Origin of the sequence: Paracoccus sp. SCN 68-21, from assembly GCF_001724535.1 — a bacterium.
GTDB classification, from domain to species: domain Bacteria; phylum Pseudomonadota; class Alphaproteobacteria; order Rhodobacterales; family Rhodobacteraceae; genus Paracoccus; species Paracoccus hibiscisoli.
Genome location: NZ_MEES01000018.1, coordinates 60,871 through 75,058, shown reverse-complemented (window position 1 = coordinate 75,058; position 14,188 = coordinate 60,871). Strand labels below are relative to the sequence as shown.

Genomic DNA, 14,188 nt, shown 5'->3' with positions numbered 1-14,188 from the left:
GCGACCTTTCGCGCCGAGCCGACCAACCCTTTCGAAAGGACCGCAAAATGGCCTTCACCCTTCCCGATCTTCCCTATTCGCACGACGCCCTGGAATCCGCCGGCATGTCGCGCGAGACGCTGGAATACCACCACGACAAGCACCACAACGCCTATGTCACCAAGCTGAACGAGCTGGTGGCCGGGACCGAATGGGACGGCAAATCGCTGGAGGATATCGTCAAGGGCACCTATCAGAAGGGTGCCGTGGCGCAGAACGGCATCTTCAACAATGCCAGCCAGCATTGGAACCACGCCCAGTTCTGGGAGATGATGGGCCCGAACAACCACGCGATGCCCTCCGAGCTGGAAGCGGTGATCAAGGACAGCTTTGGTTCGGTCGACGACTTCAAGAAAAAGTTCACCGAGGCTGGCGTCGGCCAGTTCGGGTCGGGCTGGGCTTGGCTGGTCAAGAACGCCGATGGCGGGCTTGAGGTGACCAAGACCGAGAACGGCGTGAACCCCCTGTGCTTCGGTCAGACCGCCCTGCTGGGCTGCGACGTGTGGGAACACAGCTATTACATCGATTTCCGCAATGCGCGCCCGAAATACCTGGAGAACTTCCTGGACAAGCTGGTGAACTGGGAGAACGTGGCCTCGCGCCTCTGACCCCTGCTGCCATCGCGACCGAAGGCCCGTCCCGCAGGGGGCGGGCCTTTCGCGTGGGCCCTGCGCCGGCATTGGCATTTCCCCGCGCGCCGGTATAAGACCACGGGAACGCAAGACAGATCGGGCAGGGCGGGCATGGCCAACCAGAACGACACCTTCATCGACGAGGTCACCGAGGAACTGCGCCGCGACCGGCTGTATGGCCTGATGCGGCGCTATGGCTGGATCGTGATCCTGCTGGTGGTCGCGGTCGTGGGCTATACCGCCTGGCGCGAATATGACCGCGCCCAGGACAGGGCCGCGGCCCAGGCTTGGGGCGATGCCGTCCTTGCGGCCGAGGCCGGGGGCGACCCCGCCGCAATCCTGGCGGTCGATCCGCAGGGATCGGCGGGCCGCCAGGCGCTGTCCGGCCTGCTGGCCGCGGGTGCGGAGCAGGACGCGGATGCCGCGGCCCAGGCCCTGCGCGATGTGGCCACCGCCCAGCCCGACACCGTGTTGGGAGAGCTGGCCCAGCTGAAGCTGGTGATGCTGCAGGGCCAGCAGATGGACGTGGCCGAACGCGACGCGATGCTGACGCGCCTGTCGCGCGCGGGTGCGCCGTTCGAGCTGCTGGCGCTGGAGCAGAAGGCCGTGGCGCTGATCGGCGCGGGGCGGCCCGACGATGCGATCACCCTGATCCGCCAGATCCAGGACAAGGACGGCCTGACCGAGGCCTTGCGCCGTCGCCTGTCCGAGATGATGATCGCCTTGGGCACCGAGCCCGAACCCATCGAATAACGGCTGCCCGCGCGGCCAAGACGGATTGCTTGAGGGATAGACAGGGATGACCGCCATGCTGCGACTGACCTTGGCGATGGCCGCCGGACTGGGACTGGCGGGCTGCGCCGACCGCGACATCATCCTGCCCGGAGAGCGTCTGGACCCGATGGCGGTCACCTCGCCCGATGGGCCTGCGGTCCTGGGCGCGCCCGGCGTCAGCAGCACGGCCCTGTCGCTGGCGGCCCCGGTCACCAATGGCGAATGGTCCCATCGCGGCGGCAATGCGGCCCATGCGCCCGGCCATGTGGCCCTGGGCACGGCCAGCCAGCGGCTGTGGTCCGCGCCCATCGGCCAAGGCGATACCCGGCGCCACCGCATCACCGCCGATCCGATCGTCGCGGGCGGGCGCATCTTTACCCTGGACAGCCGCGCCCGCGTCACCGCCACGGCGCTGAACGGCGCCCGTGCCTGGTCCACCGACGTGACGCCCGCGTTGGAGAACCCCGACAGCGCTTCGGGCGGCGGGCTGGCGCATGAGGGCGGGCGCGTCTTCGTTACCACCGGTTTCGGCGAACTGGTCGCGCTGGACGCGGCCAGCGGCGGCGTGCTGTGGCGCCAGCGGGTCAATGCCTCGATCGGCGGTGGCCCGGCGGTGCAGGACGGCGTCGTCTATGTGGCCGGGCGCAACTCTGTGGGCTGGGCGGTGCGCGCCAGCGACGGGCGCGTGCTGTGGCAGACCTCGGGGACGGGCTCTGGCTCGGGGGTCATGGGCGTGTCGGTGCCTGCGGTTCAGGGCGGCACGGTGGTCTTTCCCTTCTCCTCGGGGCAGATGCTGGCGGTGGATCGCCAGTCCGGCCTGACCAACTGGACCGCGCAGATCGCGGGCACCCGTCCCGGCCGCGCCATCGCGGTGATCCGCGATGTGACCGGCGATCCGGTGATCGCGGGCGGTCGCGTCTATGCGGGCACCTCGTCGGGGCGCATCGCCGCCGTCGATCTGGCCTCCGGGCTGGAGGACTGGTCCGCGCGCGAGGGCGCGAACAGCCCCGTCGTCGTGGCAGGCGGGTCTGTCTTTGCGGTGAACGACCAGGCGCAGCTGGTGCGGCTGGATGCGGCCACCGGCGGGGTGATCTGGCGCCAGGCGCTGCCCTATTTCACGACCGAGCGGGTGCGGCGTCAGGATGCCATCCACGCGCATTACGGCCCGGTGCTGGCGGGGGGGCGGTTGCATGTCACCTCCAGTGATGGCATGTTGCGCAGCTTCGATCCCGCCTCCGGCGCGCTGGTCGGTCAGGTGACGATCCCCGGTGGGGCGGCATCGGCCCCGGTGGTTGCCGGTCAAACCCTTTACGTCGTTGCGCGCAACGGCCAGTTGCATGCGTTGAGATGACATTCACACTCGCCATCGTCGGGCGGCCCAATGTGGGCAAGTCCACCCTGTTCAACCGACTTGTCGGGAAAAAGCTGGCCTTGGTCGATGACCAGCCCGGCGTGACCCGCGACATCCGCGAGGGCGCGGGCCGCCTTGGCGACCTGCGCTTTGTCGTGATCGACAGCGCCGGCCTGGAAATGGCCGAGGATGACAGCCTGCAGGGCCGCATGCGGCGCCTGACCGAGCGCGCCGTCGATGAGGCCGACATCTGCCTGTTCGTGGTCGATGCCCGCATCGGCATCACCGCCGCCGACGAATATTTCGCCGAGATCCTGCGCCGGCGGGCAAAACACGTCATCGTCGCCGCCAACAAGTCCGAAGGCCGCGCCGGGGAATCGGGCGCGATGGAGGCCTATGCCTTGGGCCTGGGCGAGCCTTTGCGCATCTCGGCCGAGCATGGCGAGGGGATGGACGATCTTTATCGCGTCCTGATGCCCCTGGCCGACCAGCTGGAGGCCGAGCGTCCCGCCCCCATCGAGGCCGTGACCGACCTGGACCTGTCCGAGGAGGACGCCGAATCCGGCGCAGGCTCTGAGGAGTGGCGCCCGTCCGAGGCGCGTCCGCTGCAGATGGCCGTGATCGGTCGTCCGAATGCGGGAAAATCGACGCTGATCAACAAGATCCTGGGCCAGGACCGCCTGCTGACCGGTCCCGAAGCCGGGATCACCCGCGATTCGATCAGCGTGACCACGAATTTCATGGGCACGCCCATGCGCATCTTTGACACGGCGGGCATGCGCAAGCGCGCCCGCGTGACCGAAAAGCTGGAAAAGCTGTCGGTCGCGGACGGGCTGCGCGCCGTGCGCTTTGCCGAGGTCGTGGTCGTGCTGCTGGACGTCGAGATCCCGTTCGAGACGCAGGACCTGCGCATCGCCGATTTCGCCGAGACCGAGGGCCGCGCCGTCGTCATCGCCGTGAACAAGTGGGACACCGAGGACGACAAGTCCCACAAGCTGAACGAAATGCGCGCCAGCTTCGAAAAGCTGCTGCCGCAGCTGCGCGGCGCGCCGCTGGTCACTGTGTCGGCCAAGACCGGCAAGGGGCTGGACCGTCTGCATAATGCCGTCATCAAGGCGCATGAGGTCTGGAACCGCCGCGTGCCGACCGCCCGCCTGAACCAGTGGCTGGGCGCGATGACCGAAAGCCACCCGCCCCCGGCGCCCGGTGGCCGCCGTATCCGCCTGCGCTATATGACTCAGGTCAAGACGCGTCCGCCCGCCTTCATCGTGAAATCAACCCATACCGACCAGATCCCCACCAGCTATCAGCGGTATCTGATCAACGGGCTGCGAACCGATTTCGACATGCCGGGCACGCCGATCCGGCTGTTCTTCCGCGATCAGGGCGGGGACAACCCGTTCAAGGCCAAGGCCACCAAGATCGTGCAGTCGGGCGCCCTGTCCAAGCACAAGAACCGCCAGAAGCCCAAGGGCAATTAACTGGCGGCACGCACCAGAACCGACGCCATGGCCGAGATCCCCAGGATCGCGGCCAGGGCGATCATCGGATCGGTCCCCATGGTCGAGATGGCCAGCCCGCAGAACGCCCAGATCAGTGCCGCCGAATAGCCGATACTGGGGCCGATCCACAGCTGGGCGGCCATGCCGACGGCGGCTGCAGGCAGGATGGCGATGACGGGAATGACATGGCCCGGCAGGCCCAGCTGGGTCGATGCCAGCTGGGCCAGCGCGGCGGATGCGACCGCTGTGGCCCAGCCGGCGAAAAAGCCGACGGCCGGTCGATGCCGCCTCGCCGCACGCCGCGCGCCCACGATCATCAGCCCCGCGCCCGCCCCGGCGACCACGCTCAGCACCGCTGGATGGCCCGACAGGCCCGGCCATAGCGCCGCCCCGCCCACCGCCACCACGATCAGCGGCCAGACGCGCGGGCGCCCGTCACGCAGCGCCTTGGAATCGGTCGGGTCGATCCATTGCCCGACCGCATCCAGCAGCACCATAGCCCAGATGGCGATCAACAGCGCCCACATCAGCGGATTGTCAGGGTCCAGATAGAACGAGGGAATCGGCACCTGCGGCGCCACCGGAAGGGGCAGCAGCGGCCCCGCCAGATGCGCGGAATCGGTGACCACTGCGCGGGGCGCAAACAGCGCGTGACGCAACCCGGCGATCACGAAGATCGCCGCCGTCACCAGATGCAGGAGTGAACCGTTCCGTGTCATGCGGGCCAACGCGCGCCGGGGTCCGGCAGTTTCGCATGGCCCGCAATCGCGTCAGTCCAGCGCGCCTTCTGCCGTCAGCCGGGTCGCACCGCCCAGATAGCGGTGCAGCACCGCAGGCAGGGTGACCGAGCCGTCAGCCTGCTGGCCGTTCTCCAGCACCGCGATCAGCGCACGGCCCACGGCCAGGCCCGATCCGTTCAGCGTATGCACGAATTCCGGCTTGCCGCCGCCCGTCGGGCGATAGCGCGCGTTCATCCGCCGCCCCTGATAATCGCCGCAATAGCTGACGCTGCTGATCTCGCGATAGCGGTTCTGGCCGGGCAGCCAGACCTCCAGGTCATGGGTGATGCGCGCGCCCGCACCCATGTCGCCGGTGCAGAGCACGATCGTGCGATAGGGCAGCGCCAGCGCCTCAAGGACGGTCTCGGCGCAGCGGGTCATGCGGTCGTGTTCGGCCAGGCCCGTCTCGGCATCGGTGATGGACACCATCTCGACCTTTTCGAACTGGTGCTGGCGCAGCATGCCGGTGGTGTCGCGCCCCGCGCTGCCCGCCTCGGATCGGAAGCACTGGCTGTGCGCGACCATGCGGTGGGGCAGGGCTGTCTGATCCAGCAGGTCGCCATGCACGGTATTGGTCAGCGTGACCTCGGCGGTGGGGATCAGCCAATATCCCTCGCGGGTCTTGTAGCTGTCCTCGCCGAACTTGGGCAGCTGGCCGGTGCCCAGCATCATGTCCTCCAGGACCAGGACCGGGGTCCAGGTCTCCTCCAGGCCGTGGCGGTCGATATGGATGTCGATCATGAACTGCGCCAGCGCGCGGTGGATGCGCGCCACCGCGCCCTTCAGCACGACAAAGCGGCTGCCGGACAGTTTCGCGCCGGTCTGGAAATCCATGCCGGGGGCGACGCCCGCGATCTCGAAATGCTCGCGCGGGGTGAAATCGGGCGTGGCGGGGGTGCCCCACCGGCGCAGTTCGACATTGTCGTCCTCGTCACGGCCATCTGGCACCTGCGGCAGCGGCAGGTTCGGGACGCCCAGCAGCAGGTCGCGCAGTTGGCAGTCCAGATCGGCGGCCTCGGCCTGCTGGCGGGCGATGTCGGCCTTGGTCTGGGCCACCAGCGCGCGCAGACGTTCGAATTCGGCATCGTCGCCGCGGGCCTTGGCGGCGCCCACGTCCTTGCTGGCCTTGTTCTGGGCGGCCTGCGCGGTCTCGGCGGCAGCGATCCGGGCGCGGCGCTCCTCGTCCAGCGACAGGATCTGCGCGGTCAGGCCGGTCAGCCCGCGCCGGTTCAGCGCAGCCTCGAAGGCCTCGGGATTGTCACGGATCGCACGGATGTCATGCATGGCGGCACCTTCGCGGGTCAATTGGGTCACGACTGCCTAGCGCAACCGCGCGGCAGGCAAAAGCCCAAGCGCCACCCTCAGGCCGCGCAGAACAGCCGATACATCAGCGCCACCACCTCGGCCGCGCGCGGGTCGGACACGGAATACAGCCGCGTCTTGCCCTCGCGGCGACAATCGACCAGCCCCTCGGCCCGCAGGCGGGCCAGCTGCTGGCTGACGGCGGCCTGCCGCTGGCCCAGCAGGGCCTCCAGCTCGGAGACGGTGCGCTCTCCGCCCGACAGGTGGCACAGGATCATCAGCCGCCCCTCATGGGCCAGGGCCTTCATCAGGGCACTGGCCTCGGTCACGCTGGCCTGCATGTCGGCGGCGGTCGGCTGATCGGGCGCGCTCATCCGGGTGCCCCCGGCAGGGACAGGCCCGCCTCGCGCATCATCGCCTCCAGCACCGGGTGGAAATGCCGCGCACCGACATAGCCCTCGACCCGGCCCCGTTCGAATCCGTCGGACAGCAGAACGAAGGTGGGCGTGATCCACGGCCTGCGATCCAGCGCCAGCCCGTCGGGATAGGGGCCGTCGACATCGACATGGATCATCGGTGCCGCCCGCCCGGCGCGCGATGCGGCATAGCCCGGCCCGATCTGGGCGTGCCAGGCGCGGCAATGATGGCAGGCGGGCGATTCGACCATCATCAGCCGCCAGCCCGGGGGCGGGGCTGCGCGTCCCGCCACCGGCAGGACCGCGACGGCCGCGCCCAGCAGGATCGCGCGGCGGGACAAAAGCCGGGATGGGGTGGGCATGGGCGGACCTTCGGTTGCACGCCTCACAGTTAGGCAGGCGGCCTGTCGGGCACAAGCCCAACGGGCTTGCCCCCCGGCGGGCGCTGGTCCACTGTTCGGCGCAAAGCGGGGCGTGCGTAGGGCTGCGATGACGGACGATCTTCTGACACCTTTGCTGCAGGGCGACCGCCGTGCCCTGTCGCGGGCCATCACGCTGGTCGAATCGACCCGCCCCGATCACCGCGACCGGGCGCAGGCGCTGATCGCCGCGCTGCCCGATGGCGGGGCGCTGCGCATCGGGTTGTCGGGGACGCCGGGGGTCGGCAAATCGACCTTCATCGAGGCGTTCGGCACGCGCCTGACCGATCAGGGGCTGCGGGTCGCGGTGCTGGCGGTGGACCCGTCCTCGACCCGGTCGGGGGGCTCGATCCTGGGGGACAAGACGCGGATGGAGCTCTTGTCGCGCAATCCGCGCGCCTTCATCCGGCCCAGCCCCTCCAGCGCGCATCTGGGCGGCGTCGCACGCCGCACCCGCGAGGCGATCCGCCTGTGCGAGGCCGCGGGCCATGACGTCGTCCTGATCGAGACCGTGGGCGTGGGCCAGTCGGAAACCCTGGTCGCCCAGATGTCGGACCTGTTCATCCTGCTGCTGGCGCCTGCGGGCGGCGACGAGTTGCAGGGCGTGAAACGCGGCATCATGGAGATGGCCGACCTGATCCTGGTCAACAAGGCCGATGGCGACCTGCTGGCCGCCGCCCGGCGCACGGTCGCCGATTACGCGGGCGCGCTGCGCCTGCTGCGCAAGCGGGCGCAGGACCCCGAGGGCTTTCCCAAGGCCATGCCGGTCAGCGCCACGACCGGCGCGGGCCTGGAGGAGGCCTGGACCCAGATGCAGGACCTGACCGCCTGGCGCCGCGATCACGGCCATTTCGACCGCATTCGCGCCGAACAGGCCCGCGACTGGTTCATGGCAGAATTGCGCGGCGGTCTGCTGGCGCAGCTGGACGCGCCCGCCGCGCGCAGGCGCATCGCCGATCTGGGCGCCCGCGTGGCCCAGGGCGGCCTGCCCCCGGTCGAGGCCGCGCGCCAGATGCTGGATTGGCTGCGCGCGCCGCGATGAGATGCCCGAAACCGCGCCCCATGCCATCCGCGAATCGGCTATGACGGATCGGGTTGGACAGGAGGGGGTGATGCCCGATCACGACACGCTTTACGCCGCACTTCTGGCGCGCGATCCGCGGTTCGAGGGGCGGGCGCTGGTCGGCGTCACCTCGACCGGGATCTTCTGCCGCCTGACATGTCCTGCGCGCAAGCCGCGCCCGGACAACTGCCGCTGGTTCGCGGATGCCGATGCCGCGCGGGCCGCAGGCTTCCGCCCCTGCCTGCGCTGCCACCCGGAGGGGCGCCTGCCGCCGCTGGTCGCCACCTTGGAGGCCGCGCTGGCCGCCGACCCCGCCCGGCGCTGGTCCGAGGCCGATCTGCGCGCCCTGGGCCACGACCCCTCGACCGTGCGGCGGCTGTTCCTGCGCCACCGCGGCACCAGTTTCCTGGCCCTGGCGCGGGCCGCCCGATTGCGCCAGGGCCTGGCTGCATTGACGAAGGGAGGCGCCATGATCGACGCACAGCTGCAGGCCGGGTTCGATTCGGCATCGGGGTTCCGCGCGGCCTTCGCGCGGCTGTTCGGCCACCCGCCGCACCGGATGCAGGGCGCGGCCGACCTGCGCGCCGACTGGATCGACACGCCCCTGGGCGGCATGATCGCGATTGCCGATGATGACGCGCTGCACCTGCTGGAATTCACCGACCGCAAGGCGCTGCCCCAGGGGCTGCGGCGGCTGTCGGTCCTGGCGGGCGGGCGCATCGGGCTGGGCCGCAGCGCTGTCACCGACCGGACCGAGGCCGCGCTGCAGGCGTTCTTTGCCGGGCGCTGTGGGCGTCTGGACGTGCCGGTGGCCCTGCGCGGTACGCCGTTCCAGGTCCGCGTCTGGCAGGAATTGCAGGCGATTGCGCCCGGTGCCACGCGCAGCTATGCCCAGCTGGCGGCGGCCATCGGGCGGCCCACGGCGATGCGCGCGGTGGCCGCGGCCAATGGCGCGAACCGGCTGGCACTGGTCGTGCCCTGCCACCGGGTCATCGGATCGGATGGCAGCATGACCGGATATGCGGGCGGTCTGTGGCGCAAGGAACGCCTGATCGCGCTGGAACGCGGCTATGGAATCGCCTGATCAGGCTTGACGGCGACCCCCTCATGCGGTAGCCACCCGCGAACGGAATTCCGGGCGCTGCCTCGCGGCGCCCTTTCACATTGGGACGGACCCCCCGCCCGCACAGCTGAGACGAAGGAACACACCATGTCGCGCGTCTGCGAACTGACCGGCAAAGGCCCGATGAGCGGTAACAATGTCAGCCATGCCAACAACAAGACCCGTCGCCGGTTTCTGCCGAACCTGAACGAGGTCACGCTGCTGTCCGAAAAGCTGGGCCGCGGCTATTCGCTGCGCATCTCGGCTGCGGCGCTGCGTTCGGTCGATCACCGTGGCGGCCTGGACGCCTTCCTGGCGAAGGCCAAGGACACCGAGCTGTCCGACCGCGCCCAGAAGATCAAGCGCGAGCTGGTCAAGGCCGAATCGGCTGCCGCCACCGCCTGAGCGGTCGGCCCTGATCGGACGCTTTTCGTCCCCTGCATCGCCCCGCCCCTTTCGGCGGGGCTTTTGCATATGCGGTTACCCCTGATGCGGCCGATTGTCTGCTGACCCCGCCCCGCCGACCGGTTACAGTACGCGCCATGTTCCGACCCATGCCCCTGATCCTGATCCTGGCCGTGATGCTGACCAGCATCGGGCTGGGCGCTGCGCGGGGCACGGTCCGCATGGACGACCAGATCGTCCTGTGCACCGGCCACGGTGTCATCGTCGTGCCGCGCCCCGACGGGCAGGGCAAGCGGGTGCATCTGTGCCCCGACATGGCGCTGTCGCTGATGGCGGGGCTGGCCCCCGCCGACGTGGCCCTGCCGCAGCGCGTGGCCGTGCCGCGCGCGCTGTCCCCCGATACCGGTCCGCCCGCCACAGCGCAGGCGCGGGCGCAGGTCCGGGTGCGCGACCCCCCGCAGGGGTCGCCCGCCTGAGCCCAAGCCGACCCTATCGAAGGACCAAGACATGAAGACCCTGACCCTTGCCGCGCTGGCGGCCCTGATGCCCGTGGCCGCCCTGGCCCATGACGGCATGCACGCCAACGATGCCTATGCCCGCAGCACGAACCCGATGGTGGGTGCCGTGTTCCTGGAGCTCGAGAACCACCGCGAAGTGGATTGCACCCTGCAATCGGCGGCCTCCGACGCCGCCGAGCGGGTCGAGCTGCACACCCATCTGGAGGAGGATGGCGTGATGAAGATGACCCGGATCGACGACGGCATTCCCGTCGCCGCCGGTCAGACCCACGCCCTGGACCGGGGCGGCGATCACATCATGCTGCTGGGTCTGACCACGCCGCTGACGGATGGCGACACGGTCACGCTGACGCTGGATTTCGGCGATTGCGGCACGGAGACCGTAGAGGCGGTGGTGGACAATCAGCGCGCCTCGGGCGGGCATGACCACGGCGACGGCCACGCCCATGGCGCGGGCGATCACGCCGGTCACTGAAAAGCCGCCTCAGCCCAGCTGGGCCACCAGCTGGGCCGCGACCGGTCCCAGGTGCTGCACCAGCACCCGCACCCCTTCAGCCGAAGGATGCACCCCGTCCCGCAGCAGCAGCGGCGCGCGCTGCGCCGCGGGCACCTGCGCCAGTGGCGCATACAGGTCCTGCAGCAGCAGCGTGCTGTGACGCTCGGCCAGGCGCGGCCACATCCGGCCCCAGGCCCGCCGCCATTCCGGGTCGCCCGCAGGCGCGTGGATGCCCACCAGCAGCGCGGGCCTGCCGCCCGACCGGGCCGTGGCCAGGATCGCGTCCAGGTTCTCCTCGGCCTGGGCGGGCTGCCAGCGGCGCAGCATGTCGTTGCCGCCCAGTTCCACGATGACGGCATCGGGGCGGTGGCGGCGCATCGACACCGGCAGGCGCACGCGACCGCCATAGGTCGTGTCCCCCGACAGTCCCCCGTCGATCAGATCCGCAGGCCGCCCTGCCGCCGCCAGCCAGGCCGACAGCTGCGGCACCAACCCCTCGGAGCGCGCCAGGCCATACCCCGCGGTCAGGCTGTCGCCAAAGCACAGGATGCGGGGCAGGGTCTGCGCCCGCGCGGGGCGGGCCAGCGGCAGGGCGGCGGCGGCGGCCAGCAGGGATCGGCGGGTCAGGGTCATCGGGCGGCAGTCCTCAGGCGCAGGGCATTGGTCACCACAAAGACCGAGGACAGCGCCATCGCGCCCGCCCCCAGCATGGGCGACAGTTGCGGTCCACCAAAAGGCACCAGCACGCCCATGGCAACCGGGATCAACGCAACGTTATAGGCAAAGGCCCAGAACAGGTTCTGGCGGATGTTGCGCATCACCGCCCGCGACAGGCGGATGGCGCGCACCACCCCCTGCGGATCGCCCGACATCAGCACCGCATCGGCCGATTCGATGGCGATGTCGGTGCCGGTGCCGATGGCCAGCCCGGTCTCGGCGGCGGCCAGGGCGGGGGCGTCGTTGATGCCGTCGCCCACGAAGACGCTGCCCGGACCCAGATCGCGGATCGCGTCCAGCTTGGCCTCGGGCGACAGGCCGCCTTGGATGCGGCCCAGCCCAAGGCGGGCGCCCACCGCCTGTGCCGTCGCAGGCAGATCGCCCGACAGCATGACTGTGCCCAGCCCCATCGCGTCCAGGGCGGCGATGGTGGCCGCGGCCTCCGGGCGCTCGGGGTCGGCCAGGGCAAAGACCCCGCGATGCGTGCCGTCCACGGCCAGATGCACCGGCGTCGCGCCTTGGCGCGCGGCCGCGTCCGCATGGGTTGCCAGCGTGGGGTCCAGGGCGATGCCCGCCTCTGTCAGCGCCGACGCGTTGCCGATCAGCAGGGCGTGACCCTCGACCGTGGCGGTCAGGCCGCGACCCGGCGTGGCGGTCACCGATTGCGCGGGCGGCAGGTCCAGGTCGCGCGCGGCCTCCAGGATCGCGGCGGCAAGGGGGTGTTCGGACCGCGCCTCGGCGGCGGCGGTCAGGCGCAGGGCCTGATCGGGGGCGATCCCCGCGACCCAGGTCCCGGTCACGCGGGGGTGGCCTTGGGTCAGCGTGCCGGTCTTGTCAAACGCCACGACCCGCGCGCCCGCCAGCTTTTGCAGCGCGTCGCCGCGCCGAAACAGCACGCCCAACTGCGCGCCGCGCCCGCTGCCCACCATGATCGAGACCGGCACCGCCAGCCCCATCGCGCAGGGGCAGGCGATGATCAGCACCGACACGGCTGCCACGACCGCATGCGCCAGATCCGGCCCGAATGACAGCCACAGCGCGAATGTCAGCGCCGCCAGCCCAATCACCACCGGAACGAAGACCCGCGTGATGCGATCGACCAGCGCCTGCACCGGCAGGCGCGCGGCCTGCGCCTGTTCGACCAGCGCCACGATGCGCGCCAGGACCGTGTCGCCCCCCGTCGCCGTGACCCGGCAGGTCAGCGCGGCATTGCCGTTCACGGTGCCCCCCGTCATCCGGTCGCCGGGCGATTTCACCACGGGAACCGGCTCTCCGGTCAGCATCGATTCGTCGATGGCGCCGGTCCCTTCGGTCAGGACGCCGTCCAGCGCAATGCGTTCGCCCGGCGCCAGCAGGACCGTGTCGCCGGGTCGCAGATCGGCCACCGCGACCCGGACCGGCCTGCCGTCCCGCAAGGCGGTCGCATGATCGGGGGCCAGCGCCACCAGCGCGCGGATCGCGGCCCCGGCGCGGCCCTTGGCGCGGGCCTCGAACCAGCGGCCCATCAGGATCAGGGTGACGATGACGGCGGCGGCCTCGAACCAGACATGGCGCGATGGCGCGGGCACCAGATCGGGCGCCAGCGTGACCACGGCCGAGAACAGGAACGCCGCCCCCGCGCCCAGGGCCACCAGGCTGTTCATCTCGGGCGCGCCGCGGCGGAGCGCGGTCAGGCCCTTGGCAAAGAACCCGCGCCCCGGTCCCGCCAGCACCGCCAGCGTCAGCGCCATCTGCACCAGCCACAGCCCGCGCATCGGCACCAGCCCGTGCAGCCAGTGATGAAAGGCCGGGACCAGATGGCCGCCCATCTCCAGCACCACGACGGGCAGGGACAGGGCGGCGGCGGTCAGGAAGGCGCGGCGCAGGGCGGGGGCCTCGTCCACGGGCGGGGGGGCGGGGCGGTCATCCGCCACGGTCGCGGGATAGCCCAGATCGGTCACGATCCGCGCCAGCGCCTGCGGGGTCAGGTCGGGGGCATGGGTGATCTGCGCGCGATGGGTGGCCAGGTTCACCTGCGCCTCGGCCACCTGCGGATGGGCCGACAGCACGCGGGCGACGCGGCCCGAACAGGCGCCGCAGCTCATCCCTGCGATGTCCAGGCGGGTGACGGGCAGATCAGCGGGATAGCCCGCTTGGTCCAGCGCGGCCTGAACCTGCGGCAGGGTCGCGCCGTCCAGCCGCATCCGCGCGTGTTTCGTGACCGGGTTCACGCTCAGGTCGGCGATGCCCGGCAGGGCGCTCAGCGCGCGGGTCACGCGGCCCGCGCAGGCGCCGCAGCTGATCCCCGGCAGGGGCAGGTCAAGGGTGATGTCTGTGGTCATGTCCATATCCGCTGATGATGCAAAGAGGGTGCTGCATCATCGCGGCAGGGGGCGCCTGCGGTCGGGCGGGGGCCCGGTCGGGCTGATCGCGCCGCGCCCAGGCATCGGCCACGCGCGGGGCGGGCCGGGGCGCGGGGCGCGCATGGCGGGGCCGCGCCGACATGTGGCACCGGCAGGCCCGGTCGCCCCGGCCCCGGCACAGATGCGCCGGACGGGTGGTCGCCGCGCGGGTGCGGCAGCAGGGGCGGGGGCTGTCCATGCCCTACAGATGTGGCCACAGGGCCGCGCGGTCAAGCCCGGCTGCTCCAAGAACGCCGACGTGAGTTGCGGGCCGGGGCGGTTTGGCTGTATC

15 protein-coding genes are annotated in these 14,188 nt (G+C 70.7%); 9 read left to right on the top strand and 6 right to left on the bottom strand.

Translation table 11 applies throughout. The features are described from left to right. Positions 1-47 precede the first annotated feature (47 nt). The 4 genes from ABS73_RS07930 to der all read left to right on the top strand — a co-directional run bounded on the left by ABS73_RS07930 (position 48) and on the right by der (position 4,277). Positions 48-647, top strand: coding sequence for a superoxide dismutase (locus ABS73_RS07930; protein WP_277019652.1), 600 nt, complete (start codon positions 48-50; stop codon positions 645-647). Positions 648-782: 135 nt separating this feature from the next. After that, positions 783-1,424, top strand: a complete 642-nt coding sequence (locus ABS73_RS07925; protein WP_277019650.1) for a tetratricopeptide repeat protein — start codon at positions 783-785, stop codon at positions 1,422-1,424. A gap of 55 nt (positions 1,425-1,479) precedes the next feature. Then, positions 1,480-2,796 (top strand): outer membrane protein assembly factor BamB family protein, encoded by a 1,317-nt coding sequence (locus ABS73_RS07920; protein WP_277019648.1) that lies wholly within the window; start codon positions 1,480-1,482, stop codon positions 2,794-2,796. Next, complete coding sequence (gene der, locus ABS73_RS07915; RefSeq protein ID WP_286693428.1) at positions 2,793-4,277, top strand: ribosome biogenesis GTPase Der; 1,485 nt, start codon at positions 2,793-2,795, stop codon at positions 4,275-4,277. The genes ABS73_RS07920 and der overlap by 4 nt, the downstream gene beginning before the upstream one ends. Here der and ABS73_RS07910 read toward each other — a convergent pair. From ABS73_RS07910 to ABS73_RS07895, 4 genes are all read right to left on the bottom strand, one after another. Next, positions 4,274-5,017 carry a hypothetical protein gene (locus ABS73_RS07910; RefSeq protein ID WP_277019646.1) on the bottom strand — a complete coding sequence of 248 codons (744 nt, stop codon included), beginning with the start codon at positions 5,015-5,017 and terminating at the stop codon, positions 4,274-4,276. The two genes, der and ABS73_RS07910, sit on opposite strands and share 4 nt — an antisense overlap. 51 nt (positions 5,018-5,068) lie before the next feature. After that, positions 5,069-6,361, bottom strand: coding sequence for a serine--tRNA ligase (serS, locus tag ABS73_RS07905; RefSeq protein ID WP_277019700.1), 1,293 nt, complete (start codon positions 6,359-6,361; stop codon positions 5,069-5,071). 77 nt (positions 6,362-6,438) lie between these two features. Further along, the gene (locus tag ABS73_RS07900; RefSeq protein ID WP_423805160.1) at positions 6,439-6,753 is read right to left on the bottom strand and encodes an ArsR/SmtB family transcription factor; all 315 of its coding nucleotides are present in this window, start codon (positions 6,751-6,753) and stop codon (positions 6,439-6,441) included. Continuing rightward, positions 6,750-7,157, bottom strand: a complete 408-nt coding sequence (locus ABS73_RS07895) for a SoxS protein (RefSeq protein WP_277019644.1) — start codon at positions 7,155-7,157, stop codon at positions 6,750-6,752. The genes ABS73_RS07900 and ABS73_RS07895 overlap by 4 nt, the downstream gene beginning before the upstream one ends. Positions 7,158-7,284: 127 nt before the next feature. Here ABS73_RS07895 and meaB point away from each other — a divergent pair, with 127 nt between their 5' ends. The 5 genes from meaB (at position 7,285) to ABS73_RS07870 (ending at position 10,777) form a co-directional block, all read left to right on the top strand. Then, positions 7,285-8,256, top strand: coding sequence for a methylmalonyl Co-A mutase-associated GTPase MeaB (meaB, locus tag ABS73_RS07890; protein WP_277019642.1), 972 nt, complete (start codon positions 7,285-7,287; stop codon positions 8,254-8,256). A 70-nt stretch (positions 8,257-8,326) separates the two neighbouring features. Next, positions 8,327-9,361, top strand: coding sequence for a bifunctional transcriptional activator/DNA repair enzyme AdaA (locus ABS73_RS07885; protein WP_277019640.1), 1,035 nt, complete (start codon positions 8,327-8,329; stop codon positions 9,359-9,361). Positions 9,362-9,487: 126 nt separating this feature from the next. Beyond that, positions 9,488-9,784 (top strand): 50S ribosomal protein L28, encoded by a 297-nt coding sequence (gene rpmB / locus ABS73_RS07880; RefSeq protein WP_136855416.1) that lies wholly within the window; start codon positions 9,488-9,490, stop codon positions 9,782-9,784. A gap of 149 nt (positions 9,785-9,933) precedes the next feature. Beyond that, positions 9,934-10,260: a hypothetical protein gene (locus ABS73_RS07875; RefSeq protein ID WP_286693427.1), complete on the top strand. Its 327-nt coding sequence runs from the start codon at positions 9,934-9,936 to the stop codon at positions 10,258-10,260. Between the two features lie 31 nt (positions 10,261-10,291). Beyond that, positions 10,292-10,777 carry a copper chaperone PCu(A)C gene (locus tag ABS73_RS07870; protein ID WP_277019635.1) on the top strand — a complete coding sequence of 162 codons (486 nt, stop codon included), beginning with the start codon at positions 10,292-10,294 and terminating at the stop codon, positions 10,775-10,777. Between the two features lie 9 nt (positions 10,778-10,786). Here the strand turns inward: ABS73_RS07870 and ABS73_RS07865 are convergent, their stop codons facing one another. Beyond that, entirely contained in the window at positions 10,787-11,431 is a 645-nt protein-coding gene (locus ABS73_RS07865) for an arylesterase (protein WP_277019633.1), read from the bottom strand. Beyond that, positions 11,428-13,836 (bottom strand): heavy metal translocating P-type ATPase, encoded by a 2,409-nt coding sequence (locus ABS73_RS07860; protein WP_277019631.1) that lies wholly within the window; start codon positions 13,834-13,836, stop codon positions 11,428-11,430. Before ABS73_RS07860 ends, ABS73_RS07865 begins: the two co-directional genes overlap by 4 nt. Positions 13,837-14,188: the final 352 nt, after the last annotated feature.

Bases quoted from the DNA above. Each gene is read 5' to 3' on its own strand.
- ABS73_RS07930 (WP_277019652.1), top strand. From the start codon at position 48: ATGGCCTTCACCCTTCCCGATCTTCCCTATTCGCACGACGCCCTGGAA.
- ABS73_RS07925 (WP_277019650.1), top strand. From the start codon at position 783: ATGGCCAACCAGAACGACACCTTCATCGACGAGGTCACCGAGGAACTG.
- ABS73_RS07920 (WP_277019648.1), top strand. From the start codon at position 1,480: ATGCTGCGACTGACCTTGGCGATGGCCGCCGGACTGGGACTGGCGGGC.
- der (WP_286693428.1), top strand. From the start codon at position 2,793: ATGACATTCACACTCGCCATCGTCGGGCGGCCCAATGTGGGCAAGTCC.
- ABS73_RS07910 (WP_277019646.1), bottom strand. From the start codon at position 5,017: ATGACACGGAACGGTTCACTCCTGCATCTGGTGACGGCGGCGATCTTC.
- serS (WP_277019700.1), bottom strand. From the start codon at position 6,361: ATGCATGACATCCGTGCGATCCGTGACAATCCCGAGGCCTTCGAGGCT.
- ABS73_RS07900 (WP_423805160.1), bottom strand. From the start codon at position 6,753: ATGAGCGCGCCCGATCAGCCGACCGCCGCCGACATGCAGGCCAGCGTG.
- ABS73_RS07895 (WP_277019644.1), bottom strand. From the start codon at position 7,157: ATGCCCACCCCATCCCGGCTTTTGTCCCGCCGCGCGATCCTGCTGGGC.
- meaB (WP_277019642.1), top strand. From the start codon at position 7,285: ATGACGGACGATCTTCTGACACCTTTGCTGCAGGGCGACCGCCGTGCC.
- ABS73_RS07885 (WP_277019640.1), top strand. From the start codon at position 8,327: ATGCCCGATCACGACACGCTTTACGCCGCACTTCTGGCGCGCGATCCG.
- rpmB (WP_136855416.1), top strand. From the start codon at position 9,488: ATGTCGCGCGTCTGCGAACTGACCGGCAAAGGCCCGATGAGCGGTAAC.
- ABS73_RS07875 (WP_286693427.1), top strand. From the start codon at position 9,934: ATGCCCCTGATCCTGATCCTGGCCGTGATGCTGACCAGCATCGGGCTG.
- ABS73_RS07870 (WP_277019635.1), top strand. From the start codon at position 10,292: ATGAAGACCCTGACCCTTGCCGCGCTGGCGGCCCTGATGCCCGTGGCC.
- ABS73_RS07865 (WP_277019633.1), bottom strand. From the start codon at position 11,431: ATGACCCTGACCCGCCGATCCCTGCTGGCCGCCGCCGCCGCCCTGCCG.
- ABS73_RS07860 (WP_277019631.1), bottom strand. From the start codon at position 13,836: ATGACCACAGACATCACCCTTGACCTGCCCCTGCCGGGGATCAGCTGC.